Below are 15589 nucleotides of genomic sequence, written 5' to 3'. Positions count from 1 at the left end.
AAGAACAACTAGAGTATTTTTAACTATGAATGGAAAGACCGTTGTGACAGGTGTGATTGGAGCAGACGCTCATGCTGTAGGCAATAAGATTATTGCTTTTGCACTCACTCAAGCAGGATACAATGTGGTAAATCTTGGTGTAATGGTTTCACAAACCGAGTTTATCAATGCGGCGATTGAGACAAATGCAGATGCAATTCTTGTCTCTTCACTCTATGGGCACGGTGAGATTGACTGCCAAGGGCTTCGAGAGAAGTGTGATGAGGCAGGTCTGAAAGGTATACCCCTACTAGCAGGTGGCAATCTTGTAGTAGGAAAGCAGGAATTTACAGACGTAGAGGCTCGCTTCAAGAAGATGGGCTTCGATTGTGTGTACCCACCAAACACCCCTATTGAAACGACTATAGCAGACCTCGATAAGATCTTAGGTCTATAAACGGTTACATATAAACATTGTAACTAGATATGAGGTATCTAACTGCGGACTTTGGAAGTACGTACACCAAAGTGACCGCTATCGACACAGAGAAGTGTGAGATAGTGAGCACTGGAGCAGCCTTCACGACCATCGAAACGGATGTAATGGAGGGGCTTAGCAATGCACTTTCGGAGCTCCACAAGAAACTAGGCGCTCCTTGGGAGTACGATCGTTTTCTCTGTTGTAGTAGCGCTGCAGGAGGACTCAAGATGGTCGCTTCAGGCCTAGTCCCCGAACTCACGGCTAAGGCTGCGCGTACTGCAGCAAGTAGCGCTGGGGCAAAGGTGGTCAAAACCTACTCTTTTGAAATCAGCCGAAAGGAAGCTGAGGAAATTGAGCAGATTGCTCCCGATTTGATTCTATTATGTGGAGGGACCGATGGAGGCAACCGCGAGACGGTAATCAATAATGCACGAACCCTCTCCAAAGTAAAGGGCAATTTTACCATTGTAATGGCAGGCAATAAGAATGCAGCCGATGAGGTAGCCCAGATATTAAAAGATGCGGGTAGGTCATGCGTAGTGACAGACAATGTAATGCCTGACTTTAGCACCCTCAATGTACAACCAGCGAAGGAGTGCATCATGCAGCTATTCATTGATCGTATTATTGAGGCAAAGGGACTAAGCAAAGCCCAGGAAAAGGCACACAATGAGATTATCCCTACCCCATTGGCTGTACTCAACGCTTGTGAACTACTAAGCAAAGGTACGCACAACGTAGAAGGTATTGGAGAATTACTGGCGATAGACCTAGGTGGTGCAACAACGGATGTGTACTCTATAGCTATTGGTGAGCCAACGGCCCCTAATATCGTACAGAGAGGACTCCCCGAGCCCCCTTGTAAGCGAACTGTAGAAGGTGACTTAGGTATGCGCTATAGCCTCACCTCTCTAGCAGACGAAATGGATCTGTTCGAAGCTGGTAAACCTTTGGGATTATCAGACGAAGAACTGAAGGATTGGGTAGCAGCGTGCTCTACTACTCCATCACGTCGTGCTGAAGATGAGCGTGAAGCCAATATGGAGAAGGTGCTTGCCAAAGGTGCTGTATCTATAGCAACAGATAGGCATGTAGGGCATATCAAGTCGGTGTACACCCCTATGGGTCAGCTATTCACCATTGATGGCAAAGACCTTTCTAAGGTAGAGAATGTCCTGGGAATAGGTGGGGCGATCATTCACAGCGATGATCCTGCATACGTACTAGGAGGTTCGGTTTTCGATCCAACCAATTACGAGTCAGCTCGACCCAAAGAACCGACCTTCTATATAGACAAATCGTACATTATGGCCTCTATGGGGCTACTCAGTGCTGAACTTCCGGATGTAGCTTTGGAAATCATGAAGAAAGAGCTCAAGAAGGTGAAGCGATAAGAACGCAATAATTAACAACCCACACATTATATGTAATATGGAAATCCGTAACGTCAGAATCAGTGACGCTGAATTTCAGAGAGAGAGAGAAGAGGTACTTAAGCAGTGGACTACTGGAGCTGGTGTCAACTTCGAGGAGGCCGTAGAGTACCAAAAGGGTATTGCAAAGTCTAAGCGCTTCGATGAGAAGCTACAGAAAGCAGACAAAGAGGGTGTCACCCTTATCCAGCCACGTGCTGGAGTGGCGCTATATGATGAGCATATCAAGCTACTTCAGTTCCTAGAGCGTGAAGGTGAGGCAGACCTACTTCCATCTACTGTGGATAGCTACACTCGTCTTAATAGGTATACTGAAGCTCAGAACGGTATCGAGAAGAGTAAGGAGAGCGGTCGCTCAATGCTGAATGGTTTCCCTATCGTTAACTATGGTGTGGATATATGCCGTACAGTGACTTCAGCACTCAAAAACCCAGTGCAGGTACGTCATGGTACGCCTGACGCCCGTCTACTTACCGAAATTTCTATCGCAGGTGGTTTTACCTCATACGAGGGTGGTGGTATCTCATACAATATCCCCTACTCTAAAGACTACTCACTTGCCAAGACAATTGAGTATTGGCAATACACCGATAGATTGGTCGGCATGTATGCTGAGGCTGGAGTAAATATCAACCGTGAGCCATTTGGACCACTCACAGGTACGCTCATCCCAGCTTGTATCTCCAACTCTGTAGCTATCATTGAGGCACTCCTAGCTGCTACTCAGGGTGTGAAGGACTTAACCGTAGGTTATGGTCAGTGCGGTAACCTTATCCAAGACGTAGCCGCAATCCGCTCACTAAAGAAGCAGACCAATGAGTATCTAGCTAAGTACGGCTATAGCGATGTAAAGGTAACAACTGTATTCCACCAGTGGATGGGTGGTTTCCCTCAGGACGAGGCTAAGGCATTTGGTGTTATCTCTTGGGGGTCTGCAGCTGCAGCACTAGCTAAGGCTACAAAGGTAATAGTGAAGACTCCGCACGAGGCAATGGGAGTACCTACCATGGAAGCCAATGCTGCTGGTTTGCGTGCTACTAAGCAGGTAATCTCTATGCTACGTGATCAGGACTTTACCAGTATCCCTGCCGTGATAGCTGAGTCTGAAATCATCGAGCGCGAGGTCAATCAGATCATGGACAAGGTATTTGAGCTCGGCAAGGGAGACCTTGCACAAGGCGTGATTGCGGCCTTCGAATCGGGAGTCCTTGATATCCCATTCGCACCTAGCAAGTACAATGCTGGTAAGGTGATGCCAGCTCGTGACAATAGTGGTGCTGTACGTATCCTCGATGCGGGTAACCTACCATTTAGCCAAGATATTCTAGACTTCCACCGCAGCAAGCTAGAGGAGCGTGCGAAAGCAGAAAACCGTACCGTAAGCTTCCAAATGGTGATAGATGATGTATATGCTATCAGTAAGGGCTTCCTTGTAGGGCGTAAGCAATAATTGACAATAGAACAAACACACATAATTAAATATAGTTATGAAAATTAAGAAAGTAGTATGTGCCGCTGGAAAGACGGGGTTTTACTTCGATGATCAGCGTGCTATTAAGAGAGGTGCAGTAAGTGATGGTGCTTTCTACTCTGGAGAGACTGTTACGGATGGTTTTACCAGCGTTCGCCAAGCAGGAGAGTCTATCTCTGTACTCTTCATCCTAGAGGATGGACAGGTTGCGCATGGTGACTGTGCAGCAGTACAGTATTCTGGTGCAGGCGGTAGAGACCCTCTATTCCTTGCAAAGAACTTTATCCCAGTAATACTAAAGGAGATTGCTCCTATGTATGAGGGTAAGGATATCACTACTTTCCGCGAGATGGCTGACAAGGTAGACAAGTTTGTCCGCCCAGAAACTGGGAAGCAGTTCCACACCGCTATCCGTTACGGAGTTACTCAGGCTTGCCTAGACGCCGTAGCTAAGAGCCAACATAAGCTAATGGCTCAGGTGATAGCAGCAGAGTACAACACAACTATCTCCGACACAATGGTACCCATCTTTACACAGTCTGGTGACGATAGGTACACCAATGCGGACAAGATGATTATGAAGGAGGCTGAAGTGCTACCACACGCGCTCTTCAATCATGTGGAGCAGAAGACCGGTCTAAAGGGTGAGAAGCTACTCGCTTACGTAGAATGGCTACGCAATCGTATCCTCGAGAAGCGTACTCGCGATAGCTACAATCCTATCTTCCACATTGATGTATACGGCACACTAGGTGTGGTATTCGATAATGACTTCGAGAAGATTGCAGACTACATTGGCACTCTAGCTGAGGCTGCTAAGCCATTCCACCTACGTATTGAAGGTCCAGTAGATGTTGAGGAGAAGTGGGCACAGGTCAAGGCACTACATGAAATCCGTCGCCACATGGATGATAAGGGTATCGATGCTGAGATCGTAGCTGATGAGTGGTGTAATACCCTTGAGGATATCATCGACTTCTCTAAGGACAAGGCAGGCCACATGGCACAGATTAAGACCCCAGACCTTGGTGGTATCAATAACACAATTGAGGCTGTACTCTATTGCAAGCAACACGATATGGGAGCTTACCTAGGTGGTACTTGCAACGAGACCAACCGTTCAGCTGAGATTTGCGCACACATCGCAATGGCTACACAACCAAAGCAAATGCTCGCTAAGCCTGGTATGGGTGTAGACGAGGGCTACATGCTTGTATTTAATGAGATGAGCAGAATCCTTGCACTCAAGGATCTCATCTAAATAAAATAGAGAAAGGAAAGAGAAATGGAAGAGATAAGAGTACTATCCCCTACCGCAATCCTCGGCTATGGCTTCCCTATGGAGTCTTTTGAGGAGGGTATGAAGCGTAACCCACATGTGATAGCAGTGGACGCTGGTTCTACAGACCCAGGTCCTTACTATCTCGGTGCTGGTATCTCCTTTACCGATCGCAACTCGGTCAAGAGAGACCTAGATATCATGATTCCAGCTGCAATCAAGGCTGGTATTCCAGTGATTATCGGTTCGTCGGGAGGCTCAGGTGGTCGTCCTCATGTAGAGATTAATCGTAAGATTATCGAGGAGATTGCTGAAGCTAGAGGTCTTACTTTCAAGTATGCAGAGATTAGCTCAGAGTTTGACAAGGAACTTGTCCGCAAGTACTTTAAGGATGGTAAAATTACGCCACTCGCTCCAGCTCCAGAACTAAAGGAAGAGGATATCGATGAGTCGGTTCGTATCGTAGCCCAGATGGGTGAGGAGCCATTTATCGAGGCGCTCAATAATGGTGCTCAAGTTATCCTTGCTGGACGTGCCTACGACCCTACCGTCTTCTCAGCACTAGCTATCTCTAAGGGCTATCCTAAGGGGCTTGCTATCCACATGGGTAAGATTTTGGAGTGCGCTGCTATCGCAGCACTTCCTGGTAGTGGTAGCGACTGTATGTTTGGCTACCTCCGTCACGATCATTTCGAGCTAGAGACCCTTTCTCCAGCACGTAAGTGTACTACCCTATCTATCGCAGCGCATACACTGTATGAGAAGTCTAACCCATACATCCTTCCTGGACCTGGAGGACAACTCAACCTACACAATACTACCTTTGAGCAGATTGCAGACAATAGGGTACGTGTTGCTGGTACGGTGTTTGAACCAACCGATGGTTACTTTGTAAAGCTAGAGGGCGTTCGTCGTGTAGGTTATCGTACCATCGCATGTGCAGGTGTTACCGACCCAATCTTTATTAGCAAGGTAGATGAGATTACAGAGGCCGTTCGTGCCCGCGTAGACAACAACTTCAAGGACTACGGCATGAGTGACTACTTCCTAGACTTTAAGGTCTACGGCAAGGGTGGTGTTATGGCAATGTTCCCTGGTGTGACTACTGATACAGGTAATGAACTATTGATTATCATCGAGGCAGTAGGTGCTACACAGCAGGAAGCAGATACGATTTGTAGCTTTGCACGCAGTACCATGCTTCACTTCGGTTACGAGGGACGTATTTCTACAGCAGGAAACCTCGCATTCCCATTCTCACCATCTGATGCACACATGGGTGAGGTATTCGAGTTCAACGTGTACCACCTGATGAAGGTAGAGAGCCCTACAGAGCTCTTCCCAATCACCTATCGTCAGTTTACCAATGGTCAGGCAAAGTAAAGAAAGGAGTATAGAGATATGAAAACATATAAGCTAGTCGATATGGCATCTGTGATCAGAAGCAAGAACTCTGGTCCTTATGAACTTACATTCGACATTATCTTCAAGACATTTGACGATTACAACTTCTTTAAGGAGCATAAGCCAATTGATGCTGCCACTGTAGCTAGGCTCTATGGTATCCCTGAGGAGAATGTGCTTCACGTCATCTATTTTGACCCTGCAAAGGCTGTCAAGGCTACGATTAAGCGCCCAATCCCAAGTGGTGCACTCGGAGAGACTGATGTCTATGGTGCTCAGCAGCATGCACCACTAATGAGTTTTACTTTCGATGCATAGTCAAATCGGAGCAAAACCTAAGAGATTCCAGGAGCTCTGGGTCTCTACCCAATATTATGCCCCCCGTGGGAAGGAGAGACTCCTTTCCCTCGGGGAGCAATTGGCTCATCAACACCTCAGCTTTACCGATAGGCTAATTGGCTTTATCGGAGATGCTGGCAGTGGTAAGAGTTCTCTTATCAAAGGTATTTTCCCTGGTCTAGAGCTAGCCAATGATGATGACCTACTTGATCCACGCAAGATAATGCAGGTGCGCCAAGGCATGGATAATCTGCGCGAGGCATCGACCTACCACATAGATATGCGTTTCCAGTCTGCCTTCACCCAAATGTATGAGATTGTCGATTTTGTACAGGAAGCACTGGAGAAAGGCAAGCGTGTAGTGGTAGAGCACTTTAACCTGCTCAATCAAGCTCTTGGCAGAAATGCCGATCTGCTATTTGCGATAGGCGAGGAGATTATCGTGACTCGCCCATCCATATTTGGGCCTCAGCCACAGACCTTGTATGATATTGTGCACGAATCACTTCGGTACCGTAAGATGGCGCACTCGGCAGAAGAAGTGACAGCGTATGCCTTAGAGGGGCTTTTTGGTATAGATATGTCGGAATACTACAGTGCCGACGTACCTAAAGGCTTCGTGCTGAAGTTTAATGATAATCCTCAGCTCAACAAAGAGGATTTGGATAAACTTGAGCGCAGAATACAAGAATTGATTCTAGAGGATATCCCTATTGATTATTTCGATGATCATCATATCAAGATAGGGGATGAAATCAAGCCTTGCGATGGCCCTCGTATCCATGTACGTTCTACAGGGATGATAGAAAACTTCTCCCTGCATAAAGAGCTAATTTACGACAAGAGATATGATGCCTATTGTCTGGTAGGGCTACTGGATAGCGACCCTAGAAACCATGAGTTACTCCACAATAGAAACTCATTCTATTTTATCAAAAAAATGTATGACATCTAAAGCTATGAGAGAAATAGATGTACACGAGATCACTCAATTGGTCTCAAAACTTTGTATAGATGCCTGCTACTATATGACCCCTGATATACACGCCAAGATGACCTCTCAACTTAGCATAGAGAAGTCGCCCCTTGGCAGGGATATCTTAGGAACTCTCTTAGAGAATAGTGAGATAGCACGCACCCAACAGAAGCCACTTTGTCAGGATACTGGGATGACCGTGGTATTCGTCAAACTAGGGCAGGATGTCCATATCACAGGAGGACTTCTTGAGGATGCTATCAATGCAGGTGTCCGTGAAGGCTACGAGAAAGGGTACCTGCGTAAGTCGGTAGTCAATGATCCTATCCTTCGTGAAAACACCAAGGACAATACCCCTGCTGTTATTCACTACAACATTGTCCCTGGCGATAAGATTGAGATAGAAGTCTCTCCAAAAGGCTTTGGTAGCGAGAACAAGAGTCAGCTCAAGATGCTTACTCCTAGCCAAGGTGTAGAGGGCGTCAAAGACTATGTAGTGCAAGTCGTCTCAGAAGCTGGTGCTAACCCTTGCCCACCTATTATTGTAGGTGTAGGAATAGGTGGCACGATGGAGAGGTGCGCTTACTATGCCAAGGAAGCTCTCCTTCGTCCGGTAGGGAAGCATAATCCTGCGCCACATCTCCGTGAAATAGAGGAAGAACTATTGGAGCGTATCAATAAACTCGGAATCGGACCAGCTGGTTTCGGTGGTAATACTACTGCGTTAGCAGTAAATGTAGTAGCAGGCGCAACACACATTGCAGGTCTTCCTGTAGCAGTGAATATAGGTTGTCACGCTACACGCCATGCTCATGGTATCATCTAAATAGATAGTATAAATTGATAGTCATGGAAAAAAGAATAATTACACCGCCACTAACTAATGAAGTAATTCGCACACTTCACGCTGGCGACATGGTCTATATTACTGGTATTATCTATACCGCCCGCGATGCTGCGCACCTCCGGTTGGTACAGATGCTAGAACGAGGCGAGGAGATGCCATTTGACTTTGAAGGACAGATAGTCTATTATGCTGGGCCTGCTCCTGCAAAGCCAGGAGAGCCTATCGGCTCAGTTGGTCCCACCACAGCAGGACGAATGGATCTCTATTCCCCCACCCTCATGAAGAAGGGGCTAAAGGCTATGATTGGTAAGGGGCTTCGCAGCAAAGAGGTAATTGATACCCTAAAAAGCGAGACTGGGGTCTACTTCGCAGCAATAGGCGGAGCCGCAGCGCTCATGGGGCAGAGGGTGAAAGAAGCAGAGGTGATAGCCTTTGACGACTTAGGACCAGAGGCCATACGTCGTCTAAGGGTAGAAGAATTACCCGTAATCGTAGCGATTGACCATGAGGGTAATAATGCTTACGAAAGAGGACGCCTCGAATTTGAGGAGTAATGAAACTCCCCTAGTTTAGCCACAACTAGCTAAAAATAGGTATAACTTATTGGAGAAAAGGAGAACTTGCTAAGTGGAAATAGCAGGTTGAGCAACATCTATCCCCAAAAGTAGGTATACTTTGGAGAATATTGGTATATTTGCATCCGAACGAGAGTAACAATGAGTATCCATTTAAGACACTAAAAGATTAGAATTATGGCACACATTATCCAAGACACTTGCATCGCATGCGGTACATGTATGGACGAATGCCCAACTGAGTCAATCTCTGAGGGTAGCATCTATGTAATCAACCCAGATACCTGCATTGATTGCGGTAACTGCGCTGAGGTTTGCCCTACTGACTCTATCAAGGCAGAATAACTTAGGGACTAAGCAATTGAATAGAGCCGAACTAGATTCACTTCTAGCTCGGCTCTATTATTATGTATGGGGTATCCTATTTTCGTCTACTCGCGGAATAGGGCTCTAAATGCTTCAGTGACTTGAGTTACCGGGACGAGTTTAATCGCAATCTTGTCTAATTCTAACCCATGAAGATTATCAGATGGCAGTACCATCGCCTTAAAGCCAATCTTCTCTGCCTCGCTAATTCTCTGCGCAATGCGGGATACAGCACGTATCTCTCCACTTAAACCCACTTCCCCTGTCACACAAATCTCACGAGAAATAGGAACATCAAGATTACTTGATAGCACCGCGGTTAGTATTGCAAGGTCTAAAGCTGGGTCCTGAATAGTAAGTCCACCAGCGATATTCAGGAAGACATCCTTCTGAATTAGCTTAAATCCAGCTCGCTTCTCTAGCACTGCCAACAGCATATTGGTGCGTCGAGCATCAATGCCAGTAGATGAACGCTGGGGCGTACCATAAACGGCAGAACTGACAAGCGCTTGTACTTCTACCAATAAGGGGCGGATACCCTCCATTGTTACCCCAACACAGCTACCAGAGAGATCTGAATTTCCTCCAGTCAGCAGCATCTCAGAAGGATTGGTCACCTGCCTAAGCCCACTGCCCTTCATCTCATAAAGCCCTATCTCTGCCGTATTTCCAAAACGGTTTTTAATAGCCCTAAGGATACGGTATTGGTGGTTCTGATCGCCCTCAAAACGAATGACCGTATCTACTAAGTGCTCCAAGACCTTAGGGCCGGCAATGCTTCCCTCCTTGGTAATATGCCCTACTAGTATTATGGGTATTTCATATTCTTTGGAGAAAGTAAGCAGAGCCGCAGTACACTCCCTCACCTGAGAAAGTGAGCCAGCGGAAGATTCACTCTTGGTTGTTTGGACGGTCTGAATAGAGTCGATTACAAGGAGGTCGGGCATTACATCTAGAGTTGTCTCCATAATCGTCTCCAACTGTGTTTCACTATATAGCAAACAGTGGTTCACAGCATCGGCATCTGTGAGCCGTTCGGCTCTTAACCTTATCTGCCCTACACTCTCCTCTCCACTAACGTAAAGCGTTTTGAGTTCAGGGTTGCGCACAACGCTCTGAAGGATTAGAGTACTCTTTCCTATTCCTGGTTCGCCACCGATGAGGACTAAAGAGCCTTTGACTAACCCACCACCCAAGACTCTATTGAGCTCACCATCCTTTAGATCCATTCGAGTAGCTGTATCTCCAGCCACTTCACTGAGAGGAATGGGGGCTTTATCCAAGAGCTTCACATCCTTTCGGATGCGAAGCCCTGGTTCATCAGCCTTTACTCGGTACTCCTTAAGAGTATTCCATGCGCCGCAAGCAGGACACTTCCCTGCCCACTTAGGGAAGTCAGAGCCGCAGTCGGTACAGAGCCAAACAAGCTTATCCTTAGCCACTATTAGTAGGCTCTCTCTAGTGGTTGGGTGGTACAACGGAGGAGACCACCCAGCTTACTTACCTCACGGTATGGTACAGGGATAGTCTGAATACCACGGCGATTAAACCAACCTTGTAGGCGAGTGAATGTGCTATCAATAATTACCTTATCTGGTGCGATGCTAAAGATATTAGGATTCATCTCATACATCTCCTGACGGCTAATGATAGCAGTATTCTCAGGACCAAAGAGCGAGAGGATATATTCCCAATCCTCTACATGACGGAAAGCACCAGGGAAGAGAATACACTTATCTTTTCCCACTGGCTGGAAGCAGCAGTCTAGGTGCAATACGCCAGTAAATGGGTCAGTATCGTGCTTGATTAATTCGATTGGGATGATATCTTTCTTTGGAAATAAGTCCTTAAGAAAGCCGATAGCATACTTATTGGTGCGTGCCATCTTATACTTACTATAGTTAGGGCTCAGATAGGTTCCGAGGAAAATCTTATCGTGGAATAGGATAACATCTCCGCCCTCGATGTGCACATGCTCCGGTGGCGTAATGATATTACTCTTGTCCATCTCCTCATAGATTCCATCGTAAGCTCTCATTTCAGCCTCTCTATCGGGAATAATATTGGCGCGGATGAGCTTATCCTCGATAACAAAAGCCACATCGCGTGCGAAAATCTGATTGACCCCTGGGAGCTCTTGAGGACGAAGCACCTCTATTCCTTCCTCCTTAAGTGCGGTAGCCAAACCCTCAACCTCGCTATCCAGAGAGGCATCTGAAGGATAATTCCCTGCAATAATAGTGCTGTAACTCTTGGCATCGTACGCCTCATCAAGTCTTGGCACAGGTCCTGGTGTAGAACCAAGTCCTACTATTACACTTTTGAGGGTTCCTGTCTCGTCCTTTACGTTAAGTCGTCTCATATTTACTTGTTACAGATAAATTTAATGTACTCTTTACAGTTCTCTGCCAACCTCTCCTCGTATCCTGGGCTACCAGCGCCATAGAATGCGAAGTAGTCACCTCCTACAGCTTGCACAAAGCCCGCCGATCCTCCGACAAACGACAAGTAAGAGGCTAAAGAAGTTCCGCTAAACGCCACTTCAGGGGCACCACAAGAGGTCGCAGCCTCGATGATCTTGCCCTTAAGAGCATGTGGGCAATCACCCCAAGCCCAACCTTCAGCCCAGACAGTGTCCATCCACAGCTTCATGATAGCTGGTGGCATATACCAATACAAAGGAAACTGCAGCACAATTCTATCGTACTGCTCCAAGAGTGCTTGCTCCTTTTCCAAATCAAATGTTCCGTCCTCCTTTAGGGCTTTGTCGAGGCGATGTACCTTCAAGCCTTCTCCCTCATAAGGGCGAAGAGCCTCCACCCACTTACGATTTACGATAGAGGTAGATAGGTCGGGATGACCGACTATCACTATTGTCTTCATTACTTACTTTCTATTAGGTTAGCTTTCTTCCACAAACTTACCCACAATAACCGAGATTATTGGTATCTTGGAGGCGGAAGAGGAGGGCATTTTTGTTATAGAGCATATTATTATGGAGAAAAAAGAGAAGAACAACAGCGCAGAGGGCTTTAGGAAAGAGTACTTCCTCAGCACAGCATCTCCCCATAGTATATGGAACCAAATATCTACTGGCATAGGGCTTTCGGCATGGTTTGCTCCTCGTGTAGATATCACAAGGAACACTATTCATATATTTTGGGACGAGGTCGGAGACGATAGAGTGGCGACCATTCACAAGCAAGAGAAAGACAAGCTCATAGAGTGGAGGTGGAATGACGACCCCGAAAGCTACATCCGTATGGAGATTGTAACCACAGAAATCTCTCCTAGTGCCTCGTTATTAGTTACCGATTACGATAAGGGTTTGGACATCGAATCCCTTGAGCAGATATGGGCGGTGCACGAAGAACGACTGTATGCTTGTCTAGGTATCTACTAGAAGAGGACGAGGGTTAAAAGTCAATACCTCTTCGGTTTGGCACGCCCTTTTGGTAGTAGTGCTTCACCTCCCTCATCTCTGTAACCAGATCAGCAATACCTATTAGTTCACTGGGGGCATACCTTCCAGTGATGATAACTTCGTGTTTGTCTGTCCTATGCTTGAGTGCTTCCAAGACTTCATCAATGGTTAGGAGCTTCAAATAGAGTGCTATATTGAGTTCATCCATCACTACTACGTCGTAAATACCCGATTGGAGTACCCCAACGCACCTCTCTAGCCCCTCCTTAGCTCTGCTATAATCCTCCCCTATTGGCTCCCTATCCAGAAGACAGCTTGCGCCCCATTGCTCAATCTTAATAGCTTCGGGGAAATACTCCTCTAGAAAACACTCGCTGTACTTCATGTCCTTCACGAACTGAGCTACGAATACCTTCTTGCCAGCGCCGAGGGCTCTTACCGCTAGACCAAAGGCTGCAGTGCTCTTGCCCTTACCATTTCCCGTGTAGACGTGTATCATAGGGGATTATTATTAAGGTAAACTGCCCACAAAGCAAATAGCCCTAGGGCAATAACCAAGAAGATAAGCACCATCCACAGCTTACGCCTATCCCCCTTTCGCTCCGCCTCCATCTGCTCTTCCAACGCTTCAGGGCTATCGTTTTGGCTAGGTATCACCCCAGCATCCTCCAGCACCTTCAGTGCTTCCTCCACCTCTTCCTCCCTAACCATTAGCGAAACGCCCACCGAGAGACCTGGTATGATATTCGTATTCTCGTTCTCTACGCGTACGAAGAACCCCCTATCGCTCAGAAGTGAATGCGCCACGTGGATATAATTAGCATCACTTGAGTTGAGTACCTCTACCAGTCCTCCTCTATTCCATAACTTATCCATAGTTCTCTGCTATCATTTTTCCTAATTCCATTCCTTGGGTTATCCTATTTGCCATCCCTATTCCCCCAATCATCCCTCCCGCTAGGTGCAGCCCGGGATAAGCCATTTCTACCCTCTTGATATCATTGTGGCGAGCATCTGTTGCCAAATCATACTGAGGAATAGCCTTGGGATAGCGCTCAATATGCACCATATCGGGCTGAATACCACGAGGTATCTTCATCATAAGGTAGAGCTCTTCGAGCCCCAACCTCATCAATTGCTCCTCCGAATTATCGACAAACATCTCCCTATTCCTTAACCCTCCCATGAATACCGTAAAGAGGGCGCCATCCGAATACTCCGTCCTACCCCTAAAGCACGAGCTAGGAAAGAGGATGCCAAGGACGTCCCTTTTCTCCCGACTCGGCACCAGTGCACCAAAAGCGGCACGAGGGATATGGGGCAAATGCTTAAAGCCAACACTCACTTCTGCCACAGGAGCATAGGGCAACGTCGCAATATTGGTAAAATACCCTTGCCACTCATTTGGGAAAAGGGAGGGCAAAATATCGGCGCGCACCGTGGTAACTACATGTTGGCTTACCAGACTGTGCCGCTCCCCATGAGCATCTACAAAAGAAGTGACCCAAGACTTCCCCTCTTCTTTTATCATAATCTCTCTTACCTCCAGCTCAATCCGCCCCGTACGTACCACCTTTTGTGCCACTGACGCAATCAGATGCTCCAGACCACCAACTGCCGAAAATATCTTTTTCGTGGCCTTCCGCTCCCTATCGCTCTTCGGTTCTCGTGCTTTCCTTAGCGCTCCTCCTATAAAACTCCCATACTTTTGCTCCAGATTATAGAGCTTTGGCAGAGCCAAACGGGTGACCAACTGATACGGATCCCCTGCATATATTCCGCCGATAAAAGGGTCTATCGTGTAGTCTACGATGCTTTTCCCCAAGCGACGTTCTGCCAGTTCGCCCACCGTCTCATTAGGATTAGTCCCCTTTCGCCTAAAGGGTTCAAGCGGCATCCCTAGCTTGTCTCTCCAAGAATAGAGAGGGGTAGTCAGACCACCCCATAGCCCACTGGGAATAGGATAGAAACGGTTCCCCTTCCAAATCCACCTGCTATTGGCTGCACTATCGGCCACTTCCAGTTCTGCATCTGGAGCTGCGTATTCAAAAAGCTCTGCCACTTCCGGAGTAGAAATAGTGCCAGTATTTGGTCCGACCTCATAGACAAAGCCATTTTCCCTAAGTGTTCGCACCTGACCACCTACCCTATCGCTCCGCTCAAGCAGCACAAAAGGGAGACCCTCCATGTCCAATTGCGCTGCAAGGGACAAGCCCGTAAGCCCACCACCTATGATAACTACAGGAATCTCCTTGTCTATTTTTCTATCCTCCATAACCATTACCTAAAAAACGATAGGCAAACCTACCAAATTTTCCTACAAAATAGGGGGCGTCAGGTAGCCATCAAAAATAAGAGGAGCGATTGCCCTCTCGGCAATCGCTCCCAAATAGTCCTTAGATGTTGTCGTCCGAAGTCCCTCCACCGCCTTCATTTGGCTTAGTGGAGGGCTTCTTAGAACCCTTCTTGGCTGGTGCTTCCACACGCTCATAGCTTACTCCTGTGAGGTTAAAGTACTTGCGTGAGGGAGAAAGACGTACGACTGGCTTGGTGATATGGATGTTGGGATTGAATTCATCCACACCCTTTTCCACGAGTTTGCTCTGGAAAGAGGGCTTAAGTACACCCAAGTCGCCATACTCCACGATGTCGCCATTCTCCACATGCATCTTAGCAATCTCAGCCGCGAGGCGAAGTACTGCTTCCACCTCGGCACCAGTAAAGGTAGTGGCACGCGCCACTTCATCACAAAAATTACGATGGTCAATGCGTTTACGCCCAGTAGGACTTGCCTGAATAACAGTCTTACCTGCCATCTTTCCGATTGTTGCTTTACGCTCTGATAGCGTATAAGCCAAAGGTCTATTTGCCATAATATTTTAAAAACGGCTCCACTGTGGTTAGCTTGTTGGGAGGTAGGGAGCCTGTACCCTCCCAATGCTTTTTAAACCCTTGGTACAAAGGTAATAAAAAAGGTCATGGGTTCCAAACAAAACCCTCGACCTTTTCAAACAA

At 47.0% G+C, this 15589-nt stretch carries 18 protein-coding genes; 11 read left to right on the top strand and 7 right to left on the bottom strand.

Annotated features, from left to right (window positions below; genetic code table 11):
• Positions 1–25: 25 nt before the first annotated feature.
• The 10 genes from glmS (at position 26) to IX315_RS05910 (ending at position 9129) form a co-directional block, all read left to right on the top strand.
• Positions 26–436: a methylaspartate mutase subunit S gene (gene glmS, locus IX315_RS05955; RefSeq protein WP_018358123.1), complete on the top strand. Its 411-nt coding sequence runs from the start codon at positions 26–28 to the stop codon at positions 434–436.
• 29 nt (positions 437–465) lie between these two features.
• Positions 466–1854, top strand: coding sequence for a methylaspartate mutase accessory protein GlmL (glmL, locus tag IX315_RS05950; RefSeq protein ID WP_018358124.1), 1389 nt, complete (start codon positions 466–468; stop codon positions 1852–1854).
• Between the two features lie 37 nt (positions 1855–1891).
• Positions 1892–3343 (top strand): methylaspartate mutase subunit E, encoded by a 1452-nt coding sequence (locus tag IX315_RS05945; RefSeq protein WP_211638263.1) that lies wholly within the window; start codon positions 1892–1894, stop codon positions 3341–3343.
• A gap of 37 nt (positions 3344–3380) precedes the next feature.
• Positions 3381–4625, top strand: a complete 1245-nt coding sequence (locus IX315_RS05940; protein WP_018358126.1) for a methylaspartate ammonia-lyase — start codon at positions 3381–3383, stop codon at positions 4623–4625.
• A 24-nt stretch (positions 4626–4649) separates the two neighbouring features.
• Positions 4650–6026, top strand: a complete 1377-nt coding sequence (locus IX315_RS05935) for an acyclic terpene utilization AtuA family protein (RefSeq protein ID WP_018358127.1) — start codon at positions 4650–4652, stop codon at positions 6024–6026.
• Positions 6027–6044: 18 nt separating this feature from the next.
• Entirely contained in the window at positions 6045–6365 is a 321-nt protein-coding gene (locus IX315_RS05930; RefSeq protein ID WP_018358128.1) for a DUF4387 domain-containing protein, read from the top strand.
• On the top strand, positions 6358–7341 hold the full coding sequence (locus IX315_RS05925; protein ID WP_018358129.1) for a hypothetical protein: 984 nt from the start codon (positions 6358–6360) through the stop codon (positions 7339–7341). The genes IX315_RS05930 and IX315_RS05925 overlap by 8 nt, the downstream gene beginning before the upstream one ends.
• Positions 7342–7345: 4 nt before the next feature.
• Positions 7346–8188, top strand: a complete 843-nt coding sequence (locus IX315_RS05920; RefSeq protein WP_211635381.1) for a fumarate hydratase — start codon at positions 7346–7348, stop codon at positions 8186–8188.
• Positions 8189–8211: 23 nt separating this feature from the next.
• Complete coding sequence (locus IX315_RS05915) at positions 8212–8763, top strand: Fe-S-containing hydro-lyase (protein WP_134849288.1); 552 nt, start codon at positions 8212–8214, stop codon at positions 8761–8763.
• Between the two features lie 198 nt (positions 8764–8961).
• A complete protein-coding gene (locus tag IX315_RS05910) occupies positions 8962–9129 on the top strand; it encodes a DUF362 domain-containing protein (protein WP_083900376.1) in 168 nt (55 codons plus the stop codon).
• 86 nt (positions 9130–9215) lie between these two features.
• Here the strand turns inward: IX315_RS05910 and radA are convergent, their stop codons facing one another.
• The 3 genes from radA to IX315_RS05895 are packed head-to-tail and all read right to left on the bottom strand — an operon-like array spanning position 9216 to position 12033.
• The gene (gene radA / locus IX315_RS05905; RefSeq protein ID WP_018358132.1) at positions 9216–10592 is read right to left on the bottom strand and encodes a DNA repair protein RadA; all 1377 of its coding nucleotides are present in this window, start codon (positions 10590–10592) and stop codon (positions 9216–9218) included.
• Between the two features lie 2 nt (positions 10593–10594).
• Positions 10595–11512, bottom strand: coding sequence for a dimethylarginine dimethylaminohydrolase family protein (locus IX315_RS05900; RefSeq protein WP_018358133.1), 918 nt, complete (start codon positions 11510–11512; stop codon positions 10595–10597).
• A 2-nt stretch (positions 11513–11514) separates the two neighbouring features.
• Positions 11515–12033, bottom strand: coding sequence for an NAD(P)H-dependent oxidoreductase (locus IX315_RS05895; protein ID WP_211837268.1), 519 nt, complete (start codon positions 12031–12033; stop codon positions 11515–11517).
• Between the two features lie 112 nt (positions 12034–12145).
• Here IX315_RS05895 and IX315_RS05890 point away from each other — a divergent pair, with 112 nt between their 5' ends.
• On the top strand, positions 12146–12553 hold the full coding sequence (locus IX315_RS05890) for an START-like domain-containing protein (protein ID WP_244973103.1): 408 nt from the start codon (positions 12146–12148) through the stop codon (positions 12551–12553).
• 13 nt (positions 12554–12566) lie between these two features.
• On the opposite strand, the gene IX315_RS05885 is transcribed toward IX315_RS05890, so the two are convergent.
• The 4 genes from IX315_RS05885 to IX315_RS05870 form a co-directional block, all read right to left on the bottom strand.
• Positions 12567–13073, bottom strand: coding sequence for a cob(I)yrinic acid a,c-diamide adenosyltransferase (locus IX315_RS05885; protein ID WP_134849285.1), 507 nt, complete (start codon positions 13071–13073; stop codon positions 12567–12569).
• Entirely contained in the window at positions 13070–13450 is a 381-nt protein-coding gene (locus tag IX315_RS05880) for a putative signal transducing protein (RefSeq protein WP_211638250.1), read from the bottom strand. Before IX315_RS05880 ends, IX315_RS05885 begins: the two co-directional genes overlap by 4 nt.
• Positions 13443–14849, bottom strand: coding sequence for a protoporphyrinogen oxidase (gene hemG, locus IX315_RS05875; protein ID WP_211837267.1), 1407 nt, complete (start codon positions 14847–14849; stop codon positions 13443–13445). The genes IX315_RS05880 and hemG overlap by 8 nt, the downstream gene beginning before the upstream one ends.
• A gap of 121 nt (positions 14850–14970) precedes the next feature.
• The gene (locus IX315_RS05870; RefSeq protein ID WP_018358139.1) at positions 14971–15447 is read right to left on the bottom strand and encodes an HU family DNA-binding protein; all 477 of its coding nucleotides are present in this window, start codon (positions 15445–15447) and stop codon (positions 14971–14973) included.
• Positions 15448–15589: the final 142 nt, after the last annotated feature.

It is taken from the genome of Porphyromonas levii, from assembly GCF_018206105.1.
GTDB classification, from domain to species: Bacteria; Bacteroidota; Bacteroidia; order Bacteroidales; family Porphyromonadaceae; genus Porphyromonas_A; species Porphyromonas_A levii.
This window is presented reverse-complemented; position numbering and strand designations above follow the sequence as displayed.

What these genes read in the sequence shown, in the direction of transcription:
- IX315_RS05885 (WP_134849285.1), bottom strand. Translation starts at nt 13,073, where the DNA reads ATGATACACGTCTACACGGGAAATGGTAAGGGCAAGAGCACTGCAGCC.
- IX315_RS05915 (WP_134849288.1), top strand. Translation starts at nt 8,212, where the DNA reads ATGGAAAAAAGAATAATTACACCGCCACTAACTAATGAAGTAATTCGC.
- IX315_RS05945 (WP_211638263.1), top strand. Translation starts at nt 1,892, where the DNA reads ATGGAAATCCGTAACGTCAGAATCAGTGACGCTGAATTTCAGAGAGAG.
- glmS (WP_018358123.1), top strand. Translation starts at nt 26, where the DNA reads ATGAATGGAAAGACCGTTGTGACAGGTGTGATTGGAGCAGACGCTCAT.
- IX315_RS05935 (WP_018358127.1), top strand. Translation starts at nt 4,650, where the DNA reads ATGGAAGAGATAAGAGTACTATCCCCTACCGCAATCCTCGGCTATGGC.
- IX315_RS05890 (WP_244973103.1), top strand. Translation starts at nt 12,146, where the DNA reads ATGGAGAAAAAAGAGAAGAACAACAGCGCAGAGGGCTTTAGGAAAGAG.
- IX315_RS05870 (WP_018358139.1), bottom strand. Translation starts at nt 15,447, where the DNA reads ATGGCAAATAGACCTTTGGCTTATACGCTATCAGAGCGTAAAGCAACA.
- IX315_RS05910 (WP_083900376.1), top strand. Translation starts at nt 8,962, where the DNA reads ATGGCACACATTATCCAAGACACTTGCATCGCATGCGGTACATGTATG.
- IX315_RS05925 (WP_018358129.1), top strand. Translation starts at nt 6,358, where the DNA reads ATGCATAGTCAAATCGGAGCAAAACCTAAGAGATTCCAGGAGCTCTGG.
- glmL (WP_018358124.1), top strand. Translation starts at nt 466, where the DNA reads ATGAGGTATCTAACTGCGGACTTTGGAAGTACGTACACCAAAGTGACC.
- IX315_RS05895 (WP_211837268.1), bottom strand. Translation starts at nt 12,033, where the DNA reads ATGAAGACAATAGTGATAGTCGGTCATCCCGACCTATCTACCTCTATC.
- IX315_RS05930 (WP_018358128.1), top strand. Translation starts at nt 6,045, where the DNA reads ATGAAAACATATAAGCTAGTCGATATGGCATCTGTGATCAGAAGCAAG.
- IX315_RS05900 (WP_018358133.1), bottom strand. Translation starts at nt 11,512, where the DNA reads ATGAGACGACTTAACGTAAAGGACGAGACAGGAACCCTCAAAAGTGTA.
- IX315_RS05940 (WP_018358126.1), top strand. Translation starts at nt 3,381, where the DNA reads ATGAAAATTAAGAAAGTAGTATGTGCCGCTGGAAAGACGGGGTTTTAC.
- IX315_RS05880 (WP_211638250.1), bottom strand. Translation starts at nt 13,450, where the DNA reads ATGGATAAGTTATGGAATAGAGGAGGACTGGTAGAGGTACTCAACTCA.
- hemG (WP_211837267.1), bottom strand. Translation starts at nt 14,849, where the DNA reads ATGGAGGATAGAAAAATAGACAAGGAGATTCCTGTAGTTATCATAGGT.
- IX315_RS05920 (WP_211635381.1), top strand. Translation starts at nt 7,346, where the DNA reads ATGAGAGAAATAGATGTACACGAGATCACTCAATTGGTCTCAAAACTT.